This is a genomic window from Paenibacillus sp. JDR-2 (assembly GCF_000023585.1).
Taxonomy (GTDB): domain Bacteria; phylum Bacillota; class Bacilli; order Paenibacillales; family Paenibacillaceae; genus Pristimantibacillus.
The window spans coordinates 848,494-871,153 of the sequence record NC_012914.1; the positions used below are offsets into that span (position 1 = coordinate 848,494).

The following is a 22,660-nucleotide window of genomic DNA, read 5'->3' on the forward strand; positions in this document are numbered from 1 at the left end:
AATCAGCAACGGGGCTGGCTGTGCCATCGTCATTTATAATGACTTGGGCACAGCCCTTTGTTGTTTTCACCCCTATGTTGGATTTACGCCAATGAAATCAGGGGGCAAAGGAAGACTCCGGAGGCTGCGTTGGATTCGTTCCAGTATAAGGGGCCGGAATGAGCAAGAATCGTCCAAATGAGCTAATTATCCTGTAGCCATTCCAATGTAGATCGAGTAACTGGTCAAAATTAGTCTGACATGCTGTACGAAATCCAACGTAGCTCTACTACTGTTGCCGAATCGCCTTCGAATCACTCTGGAAACGCACCGTTTTATTTCAGCCGTATAGCTTGCTCCCGGACATTTTGAACGAATCCGCCTGCTCCTTCATTCCGGCTTCCAAAGCCGCTTCGTTATTCAGTCCGCGTGCTTCCGCATATTCCCGGATGTCTTGCGTAATCCGCATGCTGCAGAACTTTGGTCCGCACATCGAGCAGAAGTGCGCTGTTTTCGCCGCCTCGGCGGGCAGCGTCTCGTCATGGTAGGCGATCGCCCGTTCGGGATCAAGGGACAAATGGAACTGGTCGCGCCATCGGAATTCGAACCTTGCCTTCGACAGGGCGTCGTCCCGGAGTTTCGCCATTGGATGTCCTTTGGCAAGGTCTGCGGCATGCGCTGCTATTTTGTAGGCGATGACACCGTCTTTAACGTCTTCTTTATTGGGGAGGCCCAGATGTTCTTTAGGCGTTACGTAGCATAACATCGCCGTTCCGAACCAACCGATCATCGCTGCTCCTATCGCCGATGTGATATGGTCGTAGCCAGGTGCGATGTCCGTCGTGAGCGGCCCCAGGGTATAAAACGGCGCTTCCTTGCAGATCTCCATTTGGAGGTCGACGTTTTCTTTGATCAAATGCATGGGAACGTGGCCCGGGCCTTCGATCATCACCTGAACATCATGCTTCCAAGCGATTTCCGTCAATTCTCCAAGCGTTCTCAGTTCCGCGAATTGAGCTTCGTCGTTAGCATCCGCAATGGAGCCTGGACGAAGGCCGTCTCCAAGCGAAAACGACACGTCGTAGGCTTTCATAATCCCGCATATTTCTTCAAAGTGGGCGTAGAGGAAGTTTTCCTTGTGGTGGGCGAGACACCAGGCAGCCATGATGGAGCCGCCCCGGGAAACGATGCCGGTAACGCGTTTGGCCGTAAGCGGGATGTAACGCAGCAGCACGCCGGCATGAATAGTGAAATAATCGACGCCTTGTTCAGCTTGTTCGATTAACGTATCGCGGAACACTTCCCAGTTCAGGTCTTCCGCTTTTCCGTTCACTTTTTCAAGCGCCTGGTAAATCGGCACCGTGCCAACGGGAACGGAAGAGTTGCGAATAATCCATTCGCGTGTCGTATGGATGTTTTTTCCCGTGGACAAGTCCATAATCGTATCCGCTCCCCAGCGGGTTGCCCACGTCATTTTCTCGACTTCCTCTTCAATGGAGGACGCAACGGCCGAATTGCCGATGTTGGCGTTAATCTTCACATGGAAACGGCTCCCGATGATCATCGGCTCGAGTTCGGGATGGTTGATATTGGCCGGTATAACCGCGCGCCCGCGGGCCACTTCCGAACGGACCAGCTCCGGATCAACCCCTTCGCGAATCGCAATAAACTCCATTTCCGGAGTCACGATGCCTTTGCGGGCGTAGTGAAGCTGCGTGACGTTTCTCCCCGGTTTTGCGTGAAGAGGCCGGTGATTCAGGCAAGGGAAAATTTCCTCGCCATTCTTCTTTGCTCGTTCCTCGTCCGAAAATCCGTTATCTTCCGGCTTAATGATCCGGCCGTCGTAAGCTTCCGTGTGGCCGCGGTCGCTGATCCACCCGCCGCGCAGGACAGGGAGTCCTTTACGCACATCGGCCTCGTAGGACTCGTCCGTGTACGGGCCGCTTGAGTCATACACCCGCACTGGCTCGTTGGGCTGCGGCTGTCCGTCTTTTCCCCGACTGTCGGATAATACGATTTCGCGCATGGGAACCCGAATATCTTCCCTCGATCCTCTCACATACGTTTTGCGGCTGCCCGGTAGCGGCGTTGATAAAATCGGCATCAAAAAAACCTCCTTAAGAACATTCGATAGGTTCGGAATGTCCGCTAGGAGGCCGTTGTTTAGGGAAATGAGACTGTACGCGGGATAGCTTCAGCAGTTAGACACGGACAAATAGGCAGAGCTCGCCCCGGCAGGGCACAGCTTGCAACCCCCGGTCGCTCCCTAAAGGCAGCTTTTGATGCGGCCGGACGATCACCGGCAACAAAAAAAGCCGCCCCGTCGGGAGCGGCTTGAGGTGTCGAAATCCGTGCAAATCGAAACGGACGAATGACAATCGCACCCGTTTCTATCGCATATGGCTGACGCGCACAAGACCACTTTCCTACGCTGGCATAACCCAGATCAGGTTCAAAGGGACCAAGGCTACGCCTTATCTCAGCCCTTGCGGGCGCCCCTAGTGGAATTCCTAGTCAAAAGAGTACACTCGAAAAAAGGGTCTGTCAAGCAGCCGTTCAAGAGGAATCTTTCATTTTATGGCTGATAGGCAGGATGATTTGGGGGTTTATTGAATAGTAATATACAATCTCGTACTTGATCAGGGGAGGTTGGATGAATTGGACAAACAGCCATTCAAGCATGCGGTTAGGAACCCTTCGGGCGTTAAAAACATTTTTGCGATGACGGTGCTGTGTTCACTCTTTCTTGTTAGTACGCTGCGGGGAAAAGACGATGATACGATCCTGTACGTATGGGGTATCGTGGTGTTCTGCTTCTGCGCTGCCGCATTGCTCTGGTCTCTGTACCGGGCGGTACAGAAGCCGATTGATCTCTGTTTGCAGGAGGATACGCTTTTGCTGAGCGGAAGCACAATCACCGCGGAGCAGATTGAGGTCATCATGATCAGGCGGGACTCGGTTCACCCGATTATCGGGATTAAGCCTCATGGCGCGAGAATTGTTCCTGTCCGCATGTGCTTCAGGTATGTGGACGAAGAGGATAAAGGCTTCGCGGATATCGCCGACTGGGCGAAGAGGAATAACGTAAAAGTCGACTACGGTTTCTTTTTCAGATGGATATAGATAGGGAGTATGAAATGAAACAATTAACGGGAATCTTGCTGGTTACGTTTGTCCTGCTGCTGTCTGCTTGTGCAGGCAAAGGAGCCTTGACTGCCGATGACGTGAGCAAAGCTCTTCAGAAGCAAGGCCTTGAAGTTCGTGAGTTAACGGTCGATGAGGCGAACCTGCTTGCAGCTAGTCCTACCATTGCAATCAACGGAAAAGAACCCGTACCTTTGGAATTAGCTTTGCCGGCTGCAGATATGGCCCATCGTGAGTTTTTGCTCGTATATGTGTTCCGCTCTGAAAAGGAGAGAGTCCGTGTAGAAAAATCAGATGGTACTCCTACTCCAATACAGTTAAAAGATTTGTACCCAACTTTATTGAAAAAGAAAAATGCAATCGTGACCTATTGGTCGTACAACAAAGATAACCCGCTTCTTCTAAAGCAGATCAACCAAGCGATGGAAAAGCTTTAATGCGATTTGAACGGCGTAAAATGGAGGACGGACATGAAGGCTCGCAAGATGAAAGCGCTGGTCTATAAGGCTTACGGTTCTCCGGAGGTTCTCCAAATCAAAGAAGTGGATGTCCCCGTGCCGAAGGAGCATGAAGTGCTGATCGAGGTTCATGCCGCTTCGGTCAATTCATGGGATTGGGATCTGCTCCGCGGCAAACCGTACATAACCCGCATTGGCGGACTCCGCAAGCCGCGGTTCCCGATTCTTGGCGCCGATATTGCCGGAAGAGTCATCGCCGTTGGCGCCTCCGCCTCGCGGTTCCGGCCCGGCGATGAGGTGTTCGGCGATCTGTCCGGCTGCGGCTGGGGCGGATTTGCCGAATACGTATGCGCGGGCGAGGAGGCATTGACTCCAATGCCGGAGAGGCTGAGCTTCGAGCAAGCGGCAGCGATTCCGCAAGCCGCCGTGCTTGCCCTGCAGGGAATGCGCGATAAAGGAAATTTGCAAAAGGGCCAGAAAGTGCTCATCAATGGGGCAGGGGGCGGTGTCGGTACGTTTGCCATCCAATATGCCAAGCTGCACGAAGCGGAGGTAACCGCCGTTGACCGTGCGGGCAAGCGGGACATGCTGCTAACCCTCGGAGCGGATCATGTACTGGATTACAAGAAAGAGGATTTTACCGCAAATGGCCGGCAATACGATCTTATCCTGGATGTAGTGGGAACCCGTTCCGTTTTCGAAGTGAAGCGTGCGCTAAAAAAAGGCGGCACATACGTCATGATTGGCGGTTTAATGCCTCGTCTTCTCCAGACGCTGCTCGCCGCACCGCTGATCCGCAGGCTTGAGAAGAAGAACATGACTATTCTGGTTCATAAGCCCAATCATGCGGATCAACAGGTATGGAAGTCGCTTGTGGAAGCGGGCCGGATTGCTCCCGTCATTGACCGGCTGTATGGATTGCAGGATGCCGCCGAAGCTCTACGGTACTTCGGGGAAGGGGAGTTTAAAGGAAAAGTGGTTGTCCGCATAAAAAGCGAAACCCCCATGCCATAAAGGCATGGGGGTTCTTGCCGATCGTTTTTTAAGCCATTATTTCCTGACCGTAACGGTAATCGTATCGCTCGTGGTAACGCCTGCCGCATTCACAAGCTCACAGCGGTATTCGTAAGTACCGGGCGTTTTGCCCGAAATGACGGTTACAGCGGTTTGCGCCGCGGGAGTAACATCCTTCAGCGATTGCGTATCGATCAGTACGCCATTCTCGTATAAGCGGTATTCCGTGGCATTCGTACCCCACCACAAATTCATCGTTAATTTGTAGTTTCCGTCTTGATCCCAGTTGTCATGGGACAGGACGGCTTTGCCCGGGGAAGCGTCGGTTACTTTTACGACCAGCGTACTGCTGGTTGTTTTGCCATACGCATTAATCAATTCCGCCGTATACGTGTAGGTTCCGTTAGCTTTGCCCGCGATTTTGGTTTGAACGGATTGGGCGGAAGGAGAAGCGTCTTTCAATTCAACGGTATCGATCAGGACGCCATTCTCGTACAGCCGGTATTCGGAACCGTTATTGCCCCACCAGAGGTTCATCGTTACCGTATAGCTTCCGTCTTGAAGGCCGTTATCCCAGCCGTTGTTATGGGATAAGACCGGTGTTCCCGGAGCGCCGGTGGCAAGCGGCTTGCTTGTCACTTTGAACGTGTAGCTTGCAGTGGATGTATTGCCTGCTTTGTCGGTTACCGTGTATTTGACCGTGTGGCTTCCGATGCCAAGCTTGGAGGCTGCGACAGAATAGCCGTTTGCAATTACGTTATTGTCCAAGAGCAACTGCTCCGAAGCTACGCCGGAAAGCGAATCGCTGCTTGCAAGGTCATAGACAAGGTTCGCGGTCTCAACAACGTCCGACACTTGTCCGCCGGACTGCGTTAATACTGCTGCTGGAGCGGTCTTGTCCAATTGAACATTGACCGAAGACACGCTGCTTTTGTTGCCTGCAGCATCAACCGCGTAATAGGAGAATGTATGATTGCCTTCTGCAGTTACGTTAACGGGCGATGTATAATTCGCAAAGCTGTCGTTGTTTAACGCGTAAAACGACTCTACTGTACCTTCCGAGTTGTCTTTAGCGGTTACGGTCACTTGGACATCCTGATTAAACCAACCTTCCGCATTTGGGGAAGCGGACAGCGAGGCTTCAGCGGTTGGCGGCTCGTTATCCACCGGCTGTACAACCATGAAATCCGCGAGGCTGCGCGGCTTCAGCTGGAACAAGTCTTTAAAGATAGCGGACACGCCGGTAATCGTTACCTTTTGGCCTACGGTGTAAGGGAAGCTGCTTTGCGTAAGGCCGGTACGTCCGTCAACACGGATGTGATTAACCGTTCCGTTATCGCTGACAGCGTCAAACTCGAAGGATCCGGATGGCGTGGCAGAGATGATGTTGGCAATCGTCGCGTCATTCAGCTGCAGCAGCTGGCCTTGATTGGAGCTGTCCACCGCGGTTACGGGGCTTGGGGCTGGTAAAGCTGCCGTTCCCGTTTTTTCGATGGCGGCAATATCTCCAAGCTCAAGCTCGGTATTATAAAGTGCCGTAGTCGCGGTTACTTTGACAACATCGCCCTGATGATAACCGGCTGCGTTCTGGTACACGTAAATACCGCCCGTCTGATCCTGCAGGTAGAAGGTTTGTCCGCCGAAAATACCGGGCTCCGTCGTCACCACGCCTTCAACCGTAACGGTAGCGCCGACGGTTTTGGCACGGGATTCCGCGATCGTGATTTTGGCGGGAATTCCTCCTTCATCGCCCGGAAGAGGCTCAGCGGCTACGTTGCCGAGCGTAACGCCTTCTGTCAGCAGGTTCGTGCTGTTTTGTCTAAGGCGAAGATTAGCCGCGCCGGTGGAGCCGGACTTTAAGCGAATGGTTAAATCCTTATAAGCATGTCCCGTAGCATCGGCCGTAACGTTAAAGTTCGCGCTGTAGCCGTAAGCGGTTGGCCAAGTTCCGTCCGCATTTTGCACCTGAGCGATCTGGGCGCCGCCTGTTACTAAATAAACGCCGATCTGATAATTGCTCACGGTCGAATTAGGAGCCAGGTTGTTAAATACGACGCGAACCGGGAACGACGTTCCGCTGCTGGGCAGCGTTGCCTGGCGGACAAAGCTGTACGCCGGATTGGAGACCGCAGCTACCCCGCCGAATGAACCTGCTTTATACGTCGAGCGGTCATACCATTTGTAGCCCGCATTTGGAGCAGACCATGGTTCAGGCTGCGGCTCAGTGGACAGGGATGGAGTCTCGAATGGAAGAAGAGCAGTAGGCTGGTCAAGCTGCAAGCCGTTTACTTGGCTCAGGCTTGTATAGCTTTCTTTCGTCGACAGCCAATCGATCATGTTAACAAGCAGAACGCCGTCATTCACTTCTTTGAAGCCGTCGTAAGTTGTTTTCTTCGCGCCCGTATCTTCACGCGAATATTTAGGCGTTACGTCTTCAACCGGGGAGGAATCGCCGATAAAAGCCGCTTTCCCGCCGCCAAGCTTGGAGACGGCGACATAAGGGCCTTCCGCTTTCCCGCCGCCGTTATAGACCCCTTGGTCAACCGCGCTTGCCCAAGCTTCATTCGTTTGCGGAAGGTACACAATGCCTTTTGCTTTTGTCGGATCAATAATGGCAAGCGTCGAGCCGGCATGCATAGCTACGGCCGATACGCCCTCCGTAATGCCAAACGCCTGGTTTGGAGCCACAATGTTGGTTGCGTTAATGTCGCCAAGCGCATTGTAACGGAAGCGGATGCCGAAGTTATCGGCCAGCCAGTCCGAGCTTGCGACATTTTGCATGGCATAGGAATTGGCTTCCTCCGCGCTCATGCCTTGAGCAGGATTCGTCCATGCGCCGCGGCGGTAACCGTTAATGGACTCCGAGCCGTCCCAGCGGTTTTTATTCCGGTCTGCGTTGTAATGGTCGCCGATGAAGAAGATGCTGCCGCCGCCTTCGACATATTGCTCCATGGCCGCTTGCTCCGAGGTTTTAAACGGAATGTTAGGTTCAGCAATAACGAAAACGTCATAACCTTTCAAATCGTCATACGTAAAGGCTGTAGACTTGCGAAGCTCTTGGACGTAGTAGCCATTGTTGGCAAGCCCGTTGGCGAAATCCGAGAATCCGCCGTCGATTACCCAGTCTGCAGCTCCTGCCGTTTGCGCGTGCGTGTTGTCGAACAATACCTTTTTGCCCGCATTCTCGTTGACGACCTTAGCGTTGATGAAAGGGGCAGGGTCCGATGGTCCCTCCGCATGAGCGCTATTGCTTGTCCATTGATACTGAACAGGTACAACCAGCAGCATTAACAGCAACAACTTTAGCCATTTGTGTCTCACTTGAAGCAATCTCTCCATAACCATACCTCCCATTGTATCTTTCCGGCGTTAGTTTACCACGTGCTTCCAGATTTGTGTGATAGGGTATTGTAAAAGAGGGACCGCATGGACTAGTTCAAAAGTAGGGTTCTTTACGGTTTTATTTGTTTTTTTCCCTTTAACGGACACCTACTAACGTATACTTGAAGAAAGGTTGGAAGGAGGAATACAACATGCGTATTGACGGCGAAACCTTAGCGCTTAGAACCATTGAACGGGAAGATATGTACCGGCTGTGGCAATTAAAATACGGGGAAGAGAATCCGGAGTGGAAAAAATGGGACGCCCCTTATTTCCCTCATAACCGAATAGATTTCGAAGCCTTTCAAACCCAAACGGAGGTCCGGCTGTCCGCCGATGACGGTCCTTCCATGCTGATTATGGAATCGGAAGGACAGATCATTGGGATCGTATCCTACTATTGGGAAGACAAGCCTTCGCTGTGGCTTGAGCTTGGCATTACGATCTACAGCCCGGAGCATTGGAGCGGGGGTTACGGAACGGAGGCTTTGACGTTATGGATCGACTATCTGTTCGGGGCTATGCCGCTCGTGCGAGTCGGGCTCACCACTTGGTCGGGCAATAATCGAATGATCCGCTGCGCCGGGAAGCTTGGAATGACGATGGAAGCAAGAATCCGCAAGGTACGCTTGTATAATGGCGAGTACTACGATTCCATTCGGATGGGGATTTTGCGCGAGGAATGGGAAGGGCGATAAAGAACGCATTCAACTCCTTATTTTGGGAATAAATAGAGATATCCCATCAATGAGGTGTTTGCTATTGAAAAAGTGGATATGGACAATCGTGATAATCCTCGGATTTACTTCGTTAGCCGGAACGACTGCTTTTGCAAAAGAGAGTAACCCTGCAATTGAATTCGCCAATGCCATTACGCGTAATGACTATAGAGAAGCACAAAGCTATATCGCTCAAGATTACGTGCGCATTCCCGAGATTCCGGAGCATGTTTCCGCTCAAAGCTACAAGCTTGCGCCTTCGCCAATAAGCGGAGAACAAATCCTTATGGTGAGCTTCTATGACGAGAAGCGAAAAACCGAACGACTGGCTTATATATGGGAATTGTCCGTTAACTACGGCCGTATCACTCAGATTCACGTTTTATATGAGGGCTTCAACCCGCTGGCGGACGAGGCCCGGTTAATACGAGAATATCAAACCAAATTCAAGCGTCATCTTCTAACCCCAACCGAGCTGCCTTTTAGGAAAGTTACTGAATTTCATGGCTATATCGAGGATGACAGCTCGATTGAGCTGCTGTATCGGAGCGATGAAATAAACGGTTTTTTCAAGGTTAAAGCATCTCCTGTAACCGTGGATTTGGATCGGTTCAAATTTGATAACGATGATGCTTATTACACTTTGAAAGACGGAACCAAGGCGCTCTATCGAGTAAATAATAACTTAGCCTATGAGTTGAGGTTTCAGAAGAACGGAATGCAGTATACGCTTGCGATCGGGAACAAGAAATATTTGAAGGTCCAATACAAACCGGAAACCTTGCTGAAAATCGCGAATTCCATGGTATAACCGGGCTGTCTCCCGTTAGAGGGGGCAGCCTTTTTGTTTTAGTTTCTTATTGTGTTGAAGGAGGATATTGTTTGCTTATAACGTATTTTTCTAGAAATACCATAAAAACTTAACGTTGAAAGCAGGGGCAGTAATGAAGAAGAATAGACTATTGGCATTTTTTATCGATTATATCTTGGTTCTGTTTATCTTTGTTCCAATTAGTATCTTTATTAATATCAACTCGACTGAAGAAAATTCTAATCGACCATTTGAAATATTTTATCCGCTTCTGTTTCTAGTGCTGTTTGTTATCTCTAATAGAGATCTTATAGGCGGCAGAAGCATCGGCAAACGAATAGTAGGGTTGGGTGTAAGGGAATATTCTAATCCTCATAACACGCCAGGGAAATTGAGGCTTTTTCTCCGGAATATATCTCTGATCGTGTGGCCGGTCGAACTCTTCCTATTGCTGATTAAGGGGAGGAGACTGGGCGACATGCTCATGAGAACTAAGGTAATTGAACTCAATAAATAGCAATCGGTAAAAGGAAACGCGCTGCCGGAATGAACCGGCCTGCGTGTCATCTCCGTACTAGCTCCGGAGCAGCCGCCGCGCGTATTCCTTCGGCGTGCAGCCGTTATACCGTTTGAACAGCTCGTAGAAATGCGCCATATTTTCGATGCCGACGCTCGCGGCAATGGAGGAGACGCTGGCAGGCTCCGCGACGAGCATATGCGCCGCTTTGAGTATGCGTTGTCGGTTGACGTAATCGACGAACGAAACGCCGACCGCTTTTTTGAAATACTTGGAAAAATAACTATAATTCATCCGGGCGATCCGGCTTACCTCGTCCATGTCGATGCGCTCGCTCAAATGGCGGCTTACATAGTCGAGAACGGGGCGCATGACGGCGTCGTCCACGAATTCGTAGCTCTGCAGCAGCCCGCGGCTGTCGTGGCGGAGCAGCGTTAGCAGCAAATGCTTGATATGCATGCTGGCCGCGATCTCGTACCCCTTCCGCATGCCGATCATTTCCTCGTGTATGTCCGTCAGGATGCCGGCCATCTCCCGCCTTGCCGCGGTGTTCTCCCTGAATATATAGTTCAGCTCCTCGAGAGGTCGGATGAGTTCCGAGAAGTGCCGGTAATACATCATCATCGCCGGGTCGAAATAGCGCTGCAGATCAACGTGCAGCACGATATAGATTAAAGGCCCGTCCGACGTCTTTTGGCTGAGATGGAGCTCAGAGGAGCCAACGATGGCGACATCTCCCGCGTCAAGCGCGTAGCAATGGCCCGGCGTATGGAAATTCATGGACCCATCCTGCACCAGAATGAGTTCGACCTCCTTGTGATAATGCCAGCGCCTATTCGACGGGCCGGGTTTCGACTCGTCCGTGAACTGCCACGCTTTGATGCAGAGATGCTGGTTCTGGTAATGGATCGGCTCCTGAAATTGTTCGCTTTCCGGGACATGCACCTGAACGTTTTTCACCGGTTGATCGCCCTCTTTGCGCCATAGTCAATTTGGATACAAAAGGCCCAAATATCGTAATTGTAGCCCGCAAACCCTCGTACTAAGATAATTTATGTGAAGTATACCATAAAAGAAGGAGAGTGTCCGAGATGAGAGTAGCGGTGGTAGGCTGCGGCGGCATGGGGCATGTGCATGCGAAAAACTTCGACGGAATGGCGGATGCTGAGCTAGTTGGCGTATGCGATATCGATGCGGAGCTGGCCGGCGAGCTGGCCCGCATGACGGGAACACGCGCCTTCTGTTCATTCGCCGATATGCTGAGAGAGACGGATGCGCAGGTCATCAGCATCGCGCTGCCAAGCTATCTGCATAAGCAGGCCGTGCTGGAGGCGGCGGAGGCCGGCAGGCATGTCATTTGCGAGAAACCGGTGGCGTTGTCGCTGGAGGATACCGATGAGATCATTGAGGCTTGCCGCCGAAACGGCGTTCGGCTTTTTGTTGGACATGTCGTCCGGTTTTTTCCTGAATACGAGCAGGCAAGCAGGCAGATTGAAGACGGGAGAATCGGCGAACCCGGTGTAGCCCATACGAAGCGGGTCGGGGGCCATCCCGGAATCGCGAGGGACTGGTTCAAGGATCATGCGAAAAGCGGCGGCGTTATCGTCGACATGATGATCCATGACATCGACTTTATGCGGTGGATCTGGGGAGAGGTCAAGTCGGTTTACGCCATGAATGCCTGCACGGACGACTCGGATTACGCACTGGTCACGCTGGAGTTCGCAAACGGGGCTGCAGCCAACCTGGAAGCGCATTGGGGCGATCCCGGTCCGTTCCGGTACGCGGCCGAAATTTCCGGCTCTGCGGGACTGATCCGGCTGGACAGCGCGGCCTCCGGCTCGCTGCACGTCCGCACCCGCGCTCAGGCTGATAGGGACGGGCGGTTCGCCGAAATTCCGCAAAGCCCTGGCGTTCTGAGTCCGTACGACAGGGAGCTGGCGCATTTTCTGGCATGCGTGCGGGACGGCGCGGAGCCGCTTGTTACGGCGGAGGACGCGCGGGAGGCGCTCCGCATTGCACTGGCCGCGCTGGAATCGATAAAAACGGGAAAAGTCGTTTTATTATAATCGCAAGGAGGAGTAAACGGTGAAAAAACTGAAAGTAGGTCTGATCAGCTTTGCGCACGGCCATGCATACAGCTATTTAGCGAGTCTGGCCGCTATGCCGGAGGTCGAGATCGTTGGCATCGCCGACGAGTCGCAGAGCCGTGTGGCATCGATCGTCGAAAGCACGGGCCTGCCTTACTACGCCGATTATCGGGAACTGCTCGCTACCGACGCCGATGCCATCGTCATCTGCTCGGAGAATGTCCATCACGCCAAGCATGCGATCGCGGCGGCCGAAGCGCGAAAGCATGTGCTGTGCGAGAAGCCGCTTGGCATCTCCGTCAGCGAAATGGAACGGATGATCGCCGCCGCACGGGATAACGGCGTCCAGCTGATGACCGCCTTTCCATGCCGCTATCTGCCGGCCGTGACCGGTGCCAAAGCCGCGATCGAGCGCGGCGATATCGGCGACATCGTCGCCGTCAAAGGAACCAACCACGGGACGAATCCCGGCGGCTGGTTTACCGACAAGGCGCTTTCGGGCGGCGGAGCCCTGCTTGACCATACGGTCCATGTGATGGATCTGCTGAACTGGATGATCGGCACCGAGGTGAAGGAGGTTTACGGATACGCGGCAACGCGGTTCGGCGAAACGGAAATCGACGACGCGGGCCTCGTTCACGTGAAATTCGCCGGAGGCGCCTTCGCCGTTATCGATACAAGCTGGTCCCGTCCGAAATCGTTCCCTACCTGGGGCGACGTGACGATGGAAATCATCGGCACGAAAGGCTGCATCGCCGTCGACGGCTTCGCCCAGAAAAATGAAGTGTACAGCGATCTTGCCGGCAAAGGCAGCTGGAGCTATTGGGGCGACGATATGGATCGGCTGATGATCGAGTCGTTCGTAGGGTCGTTGCTGGAGGGTCGGCCGGTGCCGATAACCGGCGAAGACGGCTTGCGGTCCGCCGCCGTGGCGCTGGCCGCCTACGAGTCCGCGAAGCTGGGACAGCCGGTCGCGCTGTAATAGGGAATAATAGAATAAATAGGCCGATGGAACCGCAAGGCGTCCATCGGCTTTTCGCAATCTCCAGAGGCGCCAATTGACGCCCGTCTTTGTTCATGCTCATAATAGCACATAAAGATTTTGAAGTCGGGGACGGTGCGCCATGGCTTTCCTGAGAAAACTGTCGATCCGTTCGCAACTGCTTATTTTGGCCGGTTCGACCATTATCGTCATACTGGTGATCGTTCTGCATACCTACACCATGATGTCTGGGATGATCACCCGCAGCCATGAGGAATACGTAAGGCAGACGGTGACGGAAATGAAGAAGAACGTCGCCTCCAACCGGGATGTCATCTACCGCCTCATGCAGGATATTTCCTACAATCCGGATATACAGGATTATTTGGTTGAGACGGACAATCTGGTCCGTTACGACAAGTTCACCAAGCTGACCAAATATTTGAGCGGTCAGAAGGATCTGAAGGAAGGCATCCAGGATATCATCATCTCAGGCAACAACGACACATGGATCGACCTGGCCGGGGGCAACCGCTATCTGGTGCCGCTTCGGGCACAGCTCTCCGATCAGAGTTTGAACGCCAACTATGAGGGGATGCGCAAGTTCGAAAATTTGTACGGCGGCGCGGACATGCTTGTCTTCGCTACGTCCATCGTTTATTCGCGGCCAGGGGAACTGTTCAACCGCAATATCGGAACGGCGTTCTTCGTCGTTGATCCAACCGCCCTCATGGGCGAGCAGGAATACTCCTCGAAGCAGCCCGGCACGCAAATTTATTTGCTCGACCGCGACCGCAAAGTCGTCGCAAGCAATTCCTCGCTGAGCGCGGGGAGCGAATTCCCGGCCATGGAAGAAAACCCGCCAAGCGGGGACAACCGAATCGTGAAATGGAAAAACCAAAGTTACGTGGTCGAGTCGGAAACGCTGCCCGAAATTGACGGCACCGTTCTCAGCATGGTGCCCGAAAACGAACTGCTGCGCGATTTGCTCGACATCCGCAGGCAGGAGCTGATTATTCTCGGCATTGCCCTGCTCATGCTGGCCATTCCGTTTATGTTTATCGTCAACAACATCCTGCGTCCGCTGAAAAGGCTGATCTTCTTTATCACGACGCTCAGGCGGGGAGATCCGCTCAAGCTCAAAAAGCGGATTTCGCTCCATGGCTACATGGAAATCAGCATCGTGGCAACGGAGCTGAACAGCATGCTTGACGAGATCGACCATTTGACGCAGAGCCTGCTCGAGACCAATACGCGGCTTTACAGTACCGAGCTGGAGAAGAAAAAGTCGGAGCTCGCCTTTTTGCGCAGCCAGATTAATCCCCATTTTTTGTACAACACATTGGAAGCGATTACGGGCATCGCCGTCGTCGAGGGACAGGATAAAATCAAAACGATGACGCGGTCTCTGTCGAGTATTTTCCGCTACAGCATCAAGGGTTCGAGCGAGGTGCCGCTGAGCGAGGAAATCCGGATGGTCGATTCGTATATCCGCATCCAGCAAATCCGCTTCGAGGGCAGGTTCGACGTCCAATACGAGCTAACGGACGATGCGATGGCGTTCCGCGTACCGAAAATGATTTTGCAGCCGATTGCGGAGAACGCGATCTATCACGGCTTTGAGCCAACGCTGAAGAAGGGACGGCTGTGGATCAGAGGCGCCGTAAGCGGCGATGGTCAGCTGATTGTGCAAGTGGAGGATGACGGCGTTGGCATCGAGCCCGCAAGGCTCGAGGAGCTGCGCCTCATGATGTCTGCCACGTCCTCGGGGCCGGAGGAGCATGGCGAGAGCAAAAGCATTGGCCTGGTTAACGTCAACAACCGCATCCGTCTCATGTTCGGCGGCGACTGCGGGCTTCGCGTCGACAGCGGGGCGGGATCCGGCACGCGGGTCGAGCTGATCATAGGAGAGGGGAGGGCGCCTGATGCATAAGGTGCTTATTGTGGACGACGAGAGTTGGGTGCTGGAAAGTCTCAAAGATCTAGTGGATTGGGCCCGCTACGGGTTCGAAGTGGCCGGACAAGCGAATAACGGGACGGATGCGCTGGAGGCGATGCGCAGGCTCCGGCCGGATGTCGTCTTCACCGATATCCGGATGCCGGAGATGAGCGGGTTGGAGCTGATCCAGCGGGGGCGGAGTGTGGGCTTTCCTGTCCATTTCGTCGTCGTCAGCGGCTACGCCGAATTCGCTTACGCGCAAAAGGCAATGTCGTACGGAGCGGTCGCTTATTGTCTGAAGCCTTTCGACGAGCCGGAAATTTCCGGCGTCCTGATGAAGCTGGGCAAGCTGCTCGATGCCGCCAAAGGAACGGCCGATTCGCCGCTCGTTCAACTGCTGGAGGAGCCAAGCGAAGACGCCCGCGCGAAGCTTCAAGGCGAGCTCGAGCGGATTGGCATTGGAGACTGGGCGACGGCGGGCATCGTCCCGGTCGTATCGGTCGGGCAGGGCGAGCTGCCCGGCCTGCGCGGACCTTCGATCCGCTTGAAGATGGGACCGTCGAAGACCGCCTATCTGCTCGGGGCGGTCAAGGCGGAGGAGCTGGCAAGCGGGTGGAGGAGGCAGTTCCCGCCTGATTTATCGGGTATCGGCATCGGTGCCGGGATTACCGATCTCAGCGGGGTGCGCAGCGCCATTGCGGGCGCGGATATGCTGGCCCATCAATTCTTCGTGACGGGAAAGCGGGGTGTTTACGAACACCGGCCGTACAAGGAAAACGAGCTGAACCGGCGAATGTCGGAGATAAGCGACGCGATCGCCGCGGTGGACATGCCGGCGATCGATGCGGCGTTCCGCCATATCGCGGAGCTGTTTCGGGAAGACGCGTTGTCCACCCGTCACGCCTTCCGGGTGTACAACATGACGATCTCGTTTCTGTTCAAGCTGGGGCAGACGGAGGAAACGCTGTACAGCTACGAGCAGCTAGTCCAGTCGTTCGGCGACGTGTTCGACATGCTGGGCGAGCTGCAGGCGCTTGTCGTCCGCCACTGCCGCGGCGGTGAGGCGCATCCCCCGGAGACGAAGAACAGGACCTTCAACCAGATCTTGCAGTACGTGACCGACCATTTCCGGGAGGAGCTGTCGCTGCAGGGCCTGTCGGAGCAATTTTTCATGAATCCCAGCTATATCAGTCAGCTGTTCAAGAAGGAAGTCGGCGAGACGTTCGTCGGCTATATTTCACAGCTTCGGATCGCGCATGCATGCAAGCTGCTCGATGAGAATGACGATTATTCGATTCATGAGATTGCCGAGAAAATCGGATACAACGACTATTTTTATTTTGCGCGGCTGTTTAAGAAAATGACCGGCAAGACGCCGACTCAATACCGCAGCGAGCGGAAGTGACTTTCGATATGCATTATTTTTAGTACCGCTATGGATTCTTTTTAGAAAACCTTCGCCGAAGGTTTTCTTTTTTTATGCAAGGACGGTTTGGGAGGCGGAACCTATAAATTGCGTGCATACCCGGGGCGCGGCTTGGCTGGTAGCATAGGTAATAGCAAAAGGATGGCAACGCTTACAAGGAGGTTCGCAATGGGGAAATCTATCGGGAAGGAACTTTATAAATTCCGTTATCTGTATCTGCTTCTCCTTCCTACCGTGCTTTACTACGCTTTGTTCCAATACCTTCCGATGTACGGCGTGCTGCTCGCATTCAAGGACTTTCACATCCGCGAAGGCATACTCCGCAGCCCGTGGATCGGCCTCGATAACTTCAAGGAACTGGTGGGGCAGAGCGATTTCTGGAAAGCGTTTTGGAACACGGTCTACATCAGCTGCGGCAGGATCATTTTCGAATTTCCGGTCGCGATCATTCTTGCGCTGATGATCAATGAGGTGGCAAGAGAGAAGCTCAAAAAATTTTACCAGACCGTATATACGTTTCCGCATTTTATTTCGTGGGTTATCATCAGCGGCATCATGTTCAACTTCCTGGGAAGCGCCGGCGTGCTCAACGAGCTGCTCGCTTCGCTAGGTTTTGAGAAAGTCACGTTCCTGACCGATCCGTCACTGTTCAGGCCGATCCTGTTCATCTCGAGCATATGGAAGGAGGTCGGCTGGAGCGCGATTATCTACCTGGCGGCCATCGCGGGGATCAATCCGGAGTTGTATGAGGCTGCTTATGTGGACGGAGCCGGCCGCTTCCAGCAGCTGATGTCGGTCACTTGGCCCTCGATTCGCGGCACGGCGGCGATTCTGCTAATTCTGGCCGTCGGCAATGCGATGAACGGCGGCTTCGATCAGATTTTCAACCTATACAATCCTGGCGTCTACAGCACCGGCGACATTATCGACACCTACGTCTACCGGTCGGCCTTCGACAGCGGCTTAGGGTTCGGCGTCACGACCGCAATCGGCCTGTTCAAGGCGGTTCTAAACTTCGCCCTGCTGTATAGCGCCAACTTCATCGTAAAAAGATTGGGCGGGGAGGGACTGGTATAATGGAATCGAATTCGGCCGCATCGGCGGGCCAATCGTCGCCCGAAGTCCGTCAGGGGCCGCGAAGGCAGCGCAAGTTCAGCATCGCGGACATCATCATTCATTTCGTACTTATTCTGCTTACGCTCAGTACGATACTGCCGTTCTACAATGTCGTGCTGATGTCGTTCAGCAACACGGCAGCGATCTCCAAGCAGCTGGTCTATCTCTTTCCGACGACCTTCGACTTGTCAGCCTACAGTTATATTTTACATGAGCCGCGGTTTCTGAAGGCCCTGCTGGTCACGCTGTTTGTGACGGTCGTCGGCACGTCAATCAACATGCTAGTAACTATCACGGGTGCCTACGTCATGTCCAAGACGGGTTTTCCCGGCCGTAAAATCGTCATGTCGGGCATCATTTTCACCATGTTCTTCAATGGCGGACTCATCCCGTTCTATCTAACGATGAAAAATCTGCACTTGATCAACAATCTGCTCGTCATGGTGCTTCCGGTAGCGGTCAACACGTTCTACCTGATCATTTGCATCGCCTTCTTCCGGACGCTTCCGGCGGCACTCGAGGAGTCGGCCAAGATAGACGGCGCCAACGAGCTTCAGGTGCTGGTTAAAATCATCGTGCCGATCTCGATGCCGATGATTGCCACGATTACCCTGTTCTACGCGGTCGACCGCTGGAACGAATGGTGGTACGGCGTTTTGTTCATGACCAATGTGAATCTGCTTCCGATGCAGGCCCTCCTTCGCGAACTGTTGACCAATTATGCGCAGGTGCTCTCGAGCATCACGACCAGCGTTCAGCTGCAGAATACCGGTCTCCAGCCGGAGATGCTGAAGATGGCGGTGCTCGTCGTCAGCGCGCTGCCGATCGTCTGCCTGTATCCGTTCCTGCAAAAATATTTTGCCAAAGGCGTTATGATAGGATCCGTTAAAGGATAATAAGGGCGTCATGCTGTTATTATAAAATTTAACATTAGGGGGATAAGAGAAATGAGGAAAGCAAAACTGCTGGGCTCGCTCAGCTTAATCACCGTCTTGACGGCATCGATCGTTTCCGGTTGCAGCAGCTCTGGCGGCAATTCGAACGCGAACAATTCGGATAATACACCCGCGGCCTCTGCCGATCCTGCCGATTCAGGTGCTTCGAGTGCTCCGGCGGCGGACAATCCGTTCAAGGATCATATGGATATTTCCCTCTCCTGGTGGGGAATCGGCGTCGGCTTCCAGCAGCATGATGATCTCGTGCAAAAACTAGAGAAGGACTTTAACGTGACGCTTAAACCGGTCGATATCGGCTGGGACAGCTATAAAGAGAAGAACCAGGTCTGGGCCGCTGCCGGCCAGCTGCCGGATATTATCACCAACAGCATCGTCAACGACAATCCGGGTACGTACAACGAATGGGTCAGCCAAGAGCTCATTCATCCTTTGCCGGATGATTTAAGCGCATATCCGAACGTTGAGAAAGTAGCCAAGGCACCGGACGTGCAAGGCGTCTACCGCGACGGCAAGCTGTATGCGATTCCGCGGATGACCTATCCGAATACCGACATGTGGGCGGTCGACCGGGCTATCTACGTGCGCAAGGACTGGATGGATAAGCTCGGCATTAAGGACCCGCAAAGTTTCGACGAATTTTACGCGATGCTGAAAGCGTTTGCCGAGCAGGACCCCGATGGCAACGGCAAAAAGGATACGACCGGTATTGTCATGAACACGCTGGGCTACTTCAAATCGGTCTTCATGCCTGCATTCCCGCAATACGACAACTCCAGCTGGCTGCAGGAGGACGGTAAATGGATTCCGTACTTCGCTTCCAAGCAGATGGATCAGGTTGTTACAGAGGCTCGCAAGCTTTATGCGGACGGTGCGCTCGATCAGGACTTTGCGGTTGAAAAAGCCGGCGAAGCGAATCAGAAGTTTTATCAAGGCAAGGCGGGGGCGCTTGCGTATAACGTCGGCTCCGTCAGCGGTCCAACCGGGATCAAAGCCGAGTGGGAGAAGAACAACCTCGGCGAGAAATTTTTCGACCATGTAAAGATTCTTCATCTGTGGCCTGCCGCCGACGGCACGGTTTACCGTCATACGACGCAATCGTTCTGGTCGGAATCGATGATTAACGCCGACGTCGACGACAAGAAGCTCGACCGCATTCTGCGCATTTACGACTGGCTGCTTTCGCCGGAGGCGAAGGAAATGTACGACTACGGTATCGAGGGCAAGGATTATACGAAGAACGGCGACCAAATTACGATTACTCGTCCGAAGGACGGAGATAACTTTATTGACCTACACAAGGAATATCCGTCGCTCGATATTATTCAGGCGCTGGCCGCCTGGAGAGACGCAAGCGCCCTTGAAGACAGCCCGGCGAACAGAGTCGCCAAGGGCGATGACGTGGTTGATTTCATTCAAGGCGAGCTGAAATGGCAAATGGACAATGCCAAGGCGATTCCGACGGCCTTCGATATCTTCTCGATGTCGACGCCAGCCAAGGACAAATTATCGGCGATCAACTTCGACGACGATTTCACCCGCATCGTGCTCGGCAAGGACGACCCCGTGAAAATGCTGCATGACGTGCAGAAGAGCTACGACGGCAAAGGACTGCAGGATGCGATTAAAGAAGTTACCGAGCAGATGGCGAAGCAAGGGAAATAAAGGCTTGGAATGGGAGGGGCTTCGCTTGTTATCCGGCGGAGCTCCTCCCTTTTTGCCGGAGGCCGCGGCCGCCGTCTAGTAACTGAATTAAGAGTTTAAATTTATTTTAAGGATGGTGTTGATCATTCCAGAGAATCCGGTTGTTATCCGCTTGACCGATTATGGAGCAGTCCCCGATTCGGGGAAGGACGCTCAGCCGGCCATGCGCCGGGCAATCGAAGCCGCATCGAGCGTTCAGGGACCCGTGCTGCTGGATATTCCGCGGGGACGCTACGATTTCTATACGGACGAGGCAATCCGGGCACCATATTATATTTCGAATACGGCCAGCGAGTCGGAGAATCCCGATGTTACGAAGACGATCGGCATTTTGCTCAAAGGCTTAAAGGATTTAACGCTCGAGGGTAACGGCTCGCTGTTTGTCTTTCGCGGCAAGATGACGATGCTGGCGATTGACGGCTGCGAAGGCATAAGGATCCGCAATCTGCATGCCGATTACGAATGGCCTACGGTGACGGAAATGACCATCACCGCCGTCGGAAGCAATTACTTCGACGCGGATATCCATCCTAATAGTGGATATGCGATCGAGGAAGGCCGACTGGTCTGGGTTGGCGAGGGCTGGCGGTTCACGGAAGGGCCGATGCAGGAATACGACCCCATCCGTAACACGACATGGAGGATCGATAATCTAGTTGAGCGGGCATCCATGGTGGAGGAAACGGCGCCGAATCGGCTTAGGCTTTTTGTTGAGGATGGAAGCGAGGTATCCGGCCTGACCGCCGGCCGGGTATTGCAGATGCGCGACGGCATCCGCGACCAGGTTGGAGTATTTATCCATCGGAGCCGCGATGTATCGTGGAGCGGGGTTGGCATGCATTTCATGCATGGCCTTGGCATCGTTGGCCAATTCAGCGAGAATTTAAGCTTCAAGCAGATGGATTTCTCGCCCCGCGCGGAAACGGGCAGGACGGTGACCGCGTTCGCCGATTTTATCCATCTGTCGGGATGCCGGGGGAAGGTGGAGATTGCGGACAGCCGGTTCGTTGGCGGCCATGACGACCCGATCAACGCGCATGGCACCCATCTCCGGATTGTTGGCAGGCAGGCTCCGGATCAACTGGTGCTGCGCTTCATGCACCATCAGACCTACGGCTTCGACGCCTTCATCCCTGGCGACGAGATCGAATTCGTTCGTCACGCTTCGCTGCTCGCCTACGGCTCGGGCACCGTCAAGGCGGCGGAGCGGCTCAGCCCGCGAGAGGTGCTGCTAACGCTAGAGACGCCGGCGCCGGTGGACATCCATCTGGGTGACGTCGTCGAGAACGTGACATGGACGCCAGAGTTACGGATCATGGGCAATTATTTCGCCCGTATTCCGACGCGGGGCGTGCTCGTTACGACGCGCCGCAAGGTCGTCATCGAGGGCAACCTTTTCGAGCGGCTAACGATGAGCGGCATTTCCGTAGCCAACGACGCCGAGAGCTGGTTCGAGTCGGGGAAGGTAGGGGATCTGACGATCCGGAATAACCGGTTTATCGAATGCGGCGGCCCGGATCATCCCGTCATCGTGATCGCTCCGGAAAATACCGAGCTGGATGCCGCCCGGCCGGTGCATGCCGGTATCCGCATCGAGGGCAATAGGATCGAAACGCGGGACGCTGCTGCGCTTGGCGCAAAGAGCGCGGGGTTAATCGATTTTACAGGCAACGAGATCGTCATGACGGCTGATGAGGATAAGCCTGTACGAAGTCTCATAACGCTAACGGCTTGCAGCGGCGTGCGAATCGCCGGCAACATCCTATTCGGCAAAGGTCTTGAGCGGGATGTCCGATTACGGCAGATGCCGGAGGATGAAGCGGTTGTCGAAGCAGGCCAGGGGCTGCAGACAAGAGTGGAATAACAATAGCTCGACAATGCTATAGCTATTCGTTTTCAGCCGTTTCATCGAGATTTTCCTTGTAATAGTTTATTCCGCGTTTGAAATAATGGAGCTTCTCGTCCGTGGTGCTTTCCATGAGGTTAGCGATAAGAAGCTCCACGCTTTCCTTGTAGCTGTGGCTGTTATACAGCGCCATGGCGAGAAATACTTGAATAGCGCGGTTCTCGGGAAATTCCTTCATGCCTCTGCGCAAAGTCGCGACCGCTTTATCGTATTGTCCCCAGTAACGGTAAGTGCTGCCAAGTCCCATCAGGCATCTTTCCAGATCGGCGCCGGACAAGCCTAGCTCAATCGCGCGCACATAATAGGGGATCGCCTTATCTCCTAGACCGGAATTATCATAGGCTATCCCCATCTGGTAATTAATCTCCGCATCATCGGGGTACAAGGAAAGCAGTTCTAACAGCTGCTCGCGTACCTCGCTTAAAATTTCTTGATCCTGCTTTGCTCGTCCTTCTTCTCGGCGTTCTATGATTCTTATCAAATCGTCTCTTGTCATATTTCACGACTCCCATAGCTGTGGT

General features: G+C 53.6%; 18 protein-coding genes and 1 riboswitch. Of the genes, 14 read left to right on the forward strand and 4 right to left on the reverse strand.

Going from position 1 to position 22,660, the window contains the following annotated elements; translation table 11 throughout:
* Positions 1-319: 319 nt before the first annotated feature.
* Positions 320-2,083: a phosphomethylpyrimidine synthase ThiC gene (gene thiC / locus PJDR2_RS03790; protein WP_012772732.1), complete on the reverse strand. Its 1,764-nt coding sequence runs from the start codon at positions 2,081-2,083 to the stop codon at positions 320-322.
* A 302-nt stretch (positions 2,084-2,385) separates the two neighbouring features.
* A riboswitch (TPP riboswitch) is annotated at positions 2,386-2,489 on the reverse strand.
* A gap of 148 nt (positions 2,490-2,637) precedes the next feature.
* Between thiC and PJDR2_RS03795 the strand changes: the two genes are divergently transcribed.
* The 3 genes from PJDR2_RS03795 to PJDR2_RS03805 are packed head-to-tail and all read left to right on the forward strand — an operon-like array spanning position 2,638 to position 4,595.
* On the forward strand, positions 2,638-3,102 hold the full coding sequence (locus tag PJDR2_RS03795) for a hypothetical protein (RefSeq protein ID WP_012772733.1): 465 nt from the start codon (positions 2,638-2,640) through the stop codon (positions 3,100-3,102).
* Between the two features lie 14 nt (positions 3,103-3,116).
* The gene (locus PJDR2_RS03800) at positions 3,117-3,560 is read left to right on the forward strand and encodes a hypothetical protein (RefSeq protein ID WP_012772734.1); all 444 of its coding nucleotides are present in this window, start codon (positions 3,117-3,119) and stop codon (positions 3,558-3,560) included.
* Between the two features lie 33 nt (positions 3,561-3,593).
* Complete coding sequence (locus PJDR2_RS03805) at positions 3,594-4,595, forward strand: NAD(P)-dependent alcohol dehydrogenase (RefSeq protein ID WP_012772735.1); 1,002 nt, start codon at positions 3,594-3,596, stop codon at positions 4,593-4,595.
* A gap of 36 nt (positions 4,596-4,631) precedes the next feature.
* On the opposite strand, the gene PJDR2_RS03810 is transcribed toward PJDR2_RS03805, so the two are convergent.
* Positions 4,632-7,934: an OmpL47-type beta-barrel domain-containing protein gene (locus PJDR2_RS03810; RefSeq protein WP_012772736.1), complete on the reverse strand. Its 3,303-nt coding sequence runs from the start codon at positions 7,932-7,934 to the stop codon at positions 4,632-4,634.
* Between the two features lie 194 nt (positions 7,935-8,128).
* Here PJDR2_RS03810 and PJDR2_RS03815 point away from each other — a divergent pair, with 194 nt between their 5' ends.
* The 3 genes from PJDR2_RS03815 to PJDR2_RS33800 all read left to right on the forward strand — a co-directional run bounded on the left by PJDR2_RS03815 (position 8,129) and on the right by PJDR2_RS33800 (position 10,023).
* Entirely contained in the window at positions 8,129-8,674 is a 546-nt protein-coding gene (locus PJDR2_RS03815) for a GNAT family N-acetyltransferase (protein WP_012772737.1), read from the forward strand.
* Positions 8,675-8,738: 64 nt separating this feature from the next.
* On the forward strand, positions 8,739-9,506 hold the full coding sequence (locus PJDR2_RS03820) for a hypothetical protein (protein ID WP_041613281.1): 768 nt from the start codon (positions 8,739-8,741) through the stop codon (positions 9,504-9,506).
* A 133-nt stretch (positions 9,507-9,639) separates the two neighbouring features.
* Positions 9,640-10,023 (forward strand): RDD family protein, encoded by a 384-nt coding sequence (locus PJDR2_RS33800; protein ID WP_012772739.1) that lies wholly within the window; start codon positions 9,640-9,642, stop codon positions 10,021-10,023.
* A gap of 57 nt (positions 10,024-10,080) precedes the next feature.
* On the opposite strand, the gene PJDR2_RS03830 is transcribed toward PJDR2_RS33800, so the two are convergent.
* Positions 10,081-10,983, reverse strand: a complete 903-nt coding sequence (locus tag PJDR2_RS03830) for a helix-turn-helix domain-containing protein (protein ID WP_012772740.1) — start codon at positions 10,981-10,983, stop codon at positions 10,081-10,083.
* Positions 10,984-11,114: 131 nt separating this feature from the next.
* Between PJDR2_RS03830 and PJDR2_RS03835 the strand changes: the two genes are divergently transcribed.
* The 8 genes from PJDR2_RS03835 to PJDR2_RS03870 all read left to right on the forward strand — a co-directional run bounded on the left by PJDR2_RS03835 (position 11,115) and on the right by PJDR2_RS03870 (position 22,097).
* Positions 11,115-12,092, forward strand: a complete 978-nt coding sequence (locus PJDR2_RS03835; protein ID WP_012772741.1) for a Gfo/Idh/MocA family protein — start codon at positions 11,115-11,117, stop codon at positions 12,090-12,092.
* A 19-nt stretch (positions 12,093-12,111) separates the two neighbouring features.
* Positions 12,112-13,095: a Gfo/Idh/MocA family protein gene (locus PJDR2_RS03840; RefSeq protein WP_012772742.1), complete on the forward strand. Its 984-nt coding sequence runs from the start codon at positions 12,112-12,114 to the stop codon at positions 13,093-13,095.
* A gap of 142 nt (positions 13,096-13,237) precedes the next feature.
* Positions 13,238-15,028: a sensor histidine kinase gene (locus PJDR2_RS03845; RefSeq protein WP_012772743.1), complete on the forward strand. Its 1,791-nt coding sequence runs from the start codon at positions 13,238-13,240 to the stop codon at positions 15,026-15,028.
* Positions 15,021-16,439 (forward strand): response regulator transcription factor, encoded by a 1,419-nt coding sequence (locus PJDR2_RS03850; RefSeq protein ID WP_015842369.1) that lies wholly within the window; start codon positions 15,021-15,023, stop codon positions 16,437-16,439. The genes PJDR2_RS03845 and PJDR2_RS03850 overlap by 8 nt, the downstream gene beginning before the upstream one ends.
* Before the next feature lie 189 nt (positions 16,440-16,628).
* Positions 16,629-17,537 carry an ABC transporter permease gene (locus PJDR2_RS03855; protein ID WP_015842370.1) on the forward strand — a complete coding sequence of 303 codons (909 nt, stop codon included), beginning with the start codon at positions 16,629-16,631 and terminating at the stop codon, positions 17,535-17,537.
* The gene (locus PJDR2_RS03860; protein ID WP_015842371.1) at positions 17,537-18,472 is read left to right on the forward strand and encodes a carbohydrate ABC transporter permease; all 936 of its coding nucleotides are present in this window, start codon (positions 17,537-17,539) and stop codon (positions 18,470-18,472) included. Before PJDR2_RS03855 ends, PJDR2_RS03860 begins: the two co-directional genes overlap by 1 nt.
* Before the next feature lie 51 nt (positions 18,473-18,523).
* Positions 18,524-20,194, forward strand: a complete 1,671-nt coding sequence (locus PJDR2_RS03865) for an extracellular solute-binding protein (protein WP_015842372.1) — start codon at positions 18,524-18,526, stop codon at positions 20,192-20,194.
* A gap of 112 nt (positions 20,195-20,306) precedes the next feature.
* Positions 20,307-22,097, forward strand: a complete 1,791-nt coding sequence (locus PJDR2_RS03870; RefSeq protein ID WP_041613282.1) for a right-handed parallel beta-helix repeat-containing protein — start codon at positions 20,307-20,309, stop codon at positions 22,095-22,097.
* Positions 22,098-22,119: 22 nt separating this feature from the next.
* On the opposite strand, the gene PJDR2_RS03875 is transcribed toward PJDR2_RS03870, so the two are convergent.
* Positions 22,120-22,635, reverse strand: a complete 516-nt coding sequence (locus PJDR2_RS03875; RefSeq protein ID WP_015842374.1) for a tetratricopeptide repeat protein — start codon at positions 22,633-22,635, stop codon at positions 22,120-22,122.
* Positions 22,636-22,660 lie beyond the last annotated feature (25 nt).

What these genes read in the sequence shown, in the direction of transcription:
- thiC (WP_012772732.1), bottom strand. Translation starts at nt 2,083, where the DNA reads ATGCCGATTTTATCAACGCCGCTACCGGGCAGCCGCAAAACGTATGTG.
- PJDR2_RS03800 (WP_012772734.1), top strand. Translation starts at nt 3,117, where the DNA reads ATGAAACAATTAACGGGAATCTTGCTGGTTACGTTTGTCCTGCTGCTG.
- PJDR2_RS03805 (WP_012772735.1), top strand. Translation starts at nt 3,594, where the DNA reads ATGAAGGCTCGCAAGATGAAAGCGCTGGTCTATAAGGCTTACGGTTCT.
- PJDR2_RS03810 (WP_012772736.1), bottom strand. Translation starts at nt 7,934, where the DNA reads ATGGAGAGATTGCTTCAAGTGAGACACAAATGGCTAAAGTTGTTGCTG.
- PJDR2_RS03815 (WP_012772737.1), top strand. Translation starts at nt 8,129, where the DNA reads ATGCGTATTGACGGCGAAACCTTAGCGCTTAGAACCATTGAACGGGAA.
- PJDR2_RS33800 (WP_012772739.1), top strand. Translation starts at nt 9,640, where the DNA reads ATGAAGAAGAATAGACTATTGGCATTTTTTATCGATTATATCTTGGTT.
- PJDR2_RS03835 (WP_012772741.1), top strand. Translation starts at nt 11,115, where the DNA reads ATGAGAGTAGCGGTGGTAGGCTGCGGCGGCATGGGGCATGTGCATGCG.
- PJDR2_RS03845 (WP_012772743.1), top strand. Translation starts at nt 13,238, where the DNA reads ATGGCTTTCCTGAGAAAACTGTCGATCCGTTCGCAACTGCTTATTTTG.
- PJDR2_RS03850 (WP_015842369.1), top strand. Translation starts at nt 15,021, where the DNA reads ATGCATAAGGTGCTTATTGTGGACGACGAGAGTTGGGTGCTGGAAAGT.
- PJDR2_RS03855 (WP_015842370.1), top strand. Translation starts at nt 16,629, where the DNA reads ATGGGGAAATCTATCGGGAAGGAACTTTATAAATTCCGTTATCTGTAT.
- PJDR2_RS03860 (WP_015842371.1), top strand. Translation starts at nt 17,537, where the DNA reads ATGGAATCGAATTCGGCCGCATCGGCGGGCCAATCGTCGCCCGAAGTC.
- PJDR2_RS03865 (WP_015842372.1), top strand. Translation starts at nt 18,524, where the DNA reads ATGAGGAAAGCAAAACTGCTGGGCTCGCTCAGCTTAATCACCGTCTTG.
- PJDR2_RS03870 (WP_041613282.1), top strand. Translation starts at nt 20,307, where the DNA reads ATGGTGTTGATCATTCCAGAGAATCCGGTTGTTATCCGCTTGACCGAT.
- PJDR2_RS03875 (WP_015842374.1), bottom strand. Translation starts at nt 22,635, where the DNA reads ATGACAAGAGACGATTTGATAAGAATCATAGAACGCCGAGAAGAAGGA.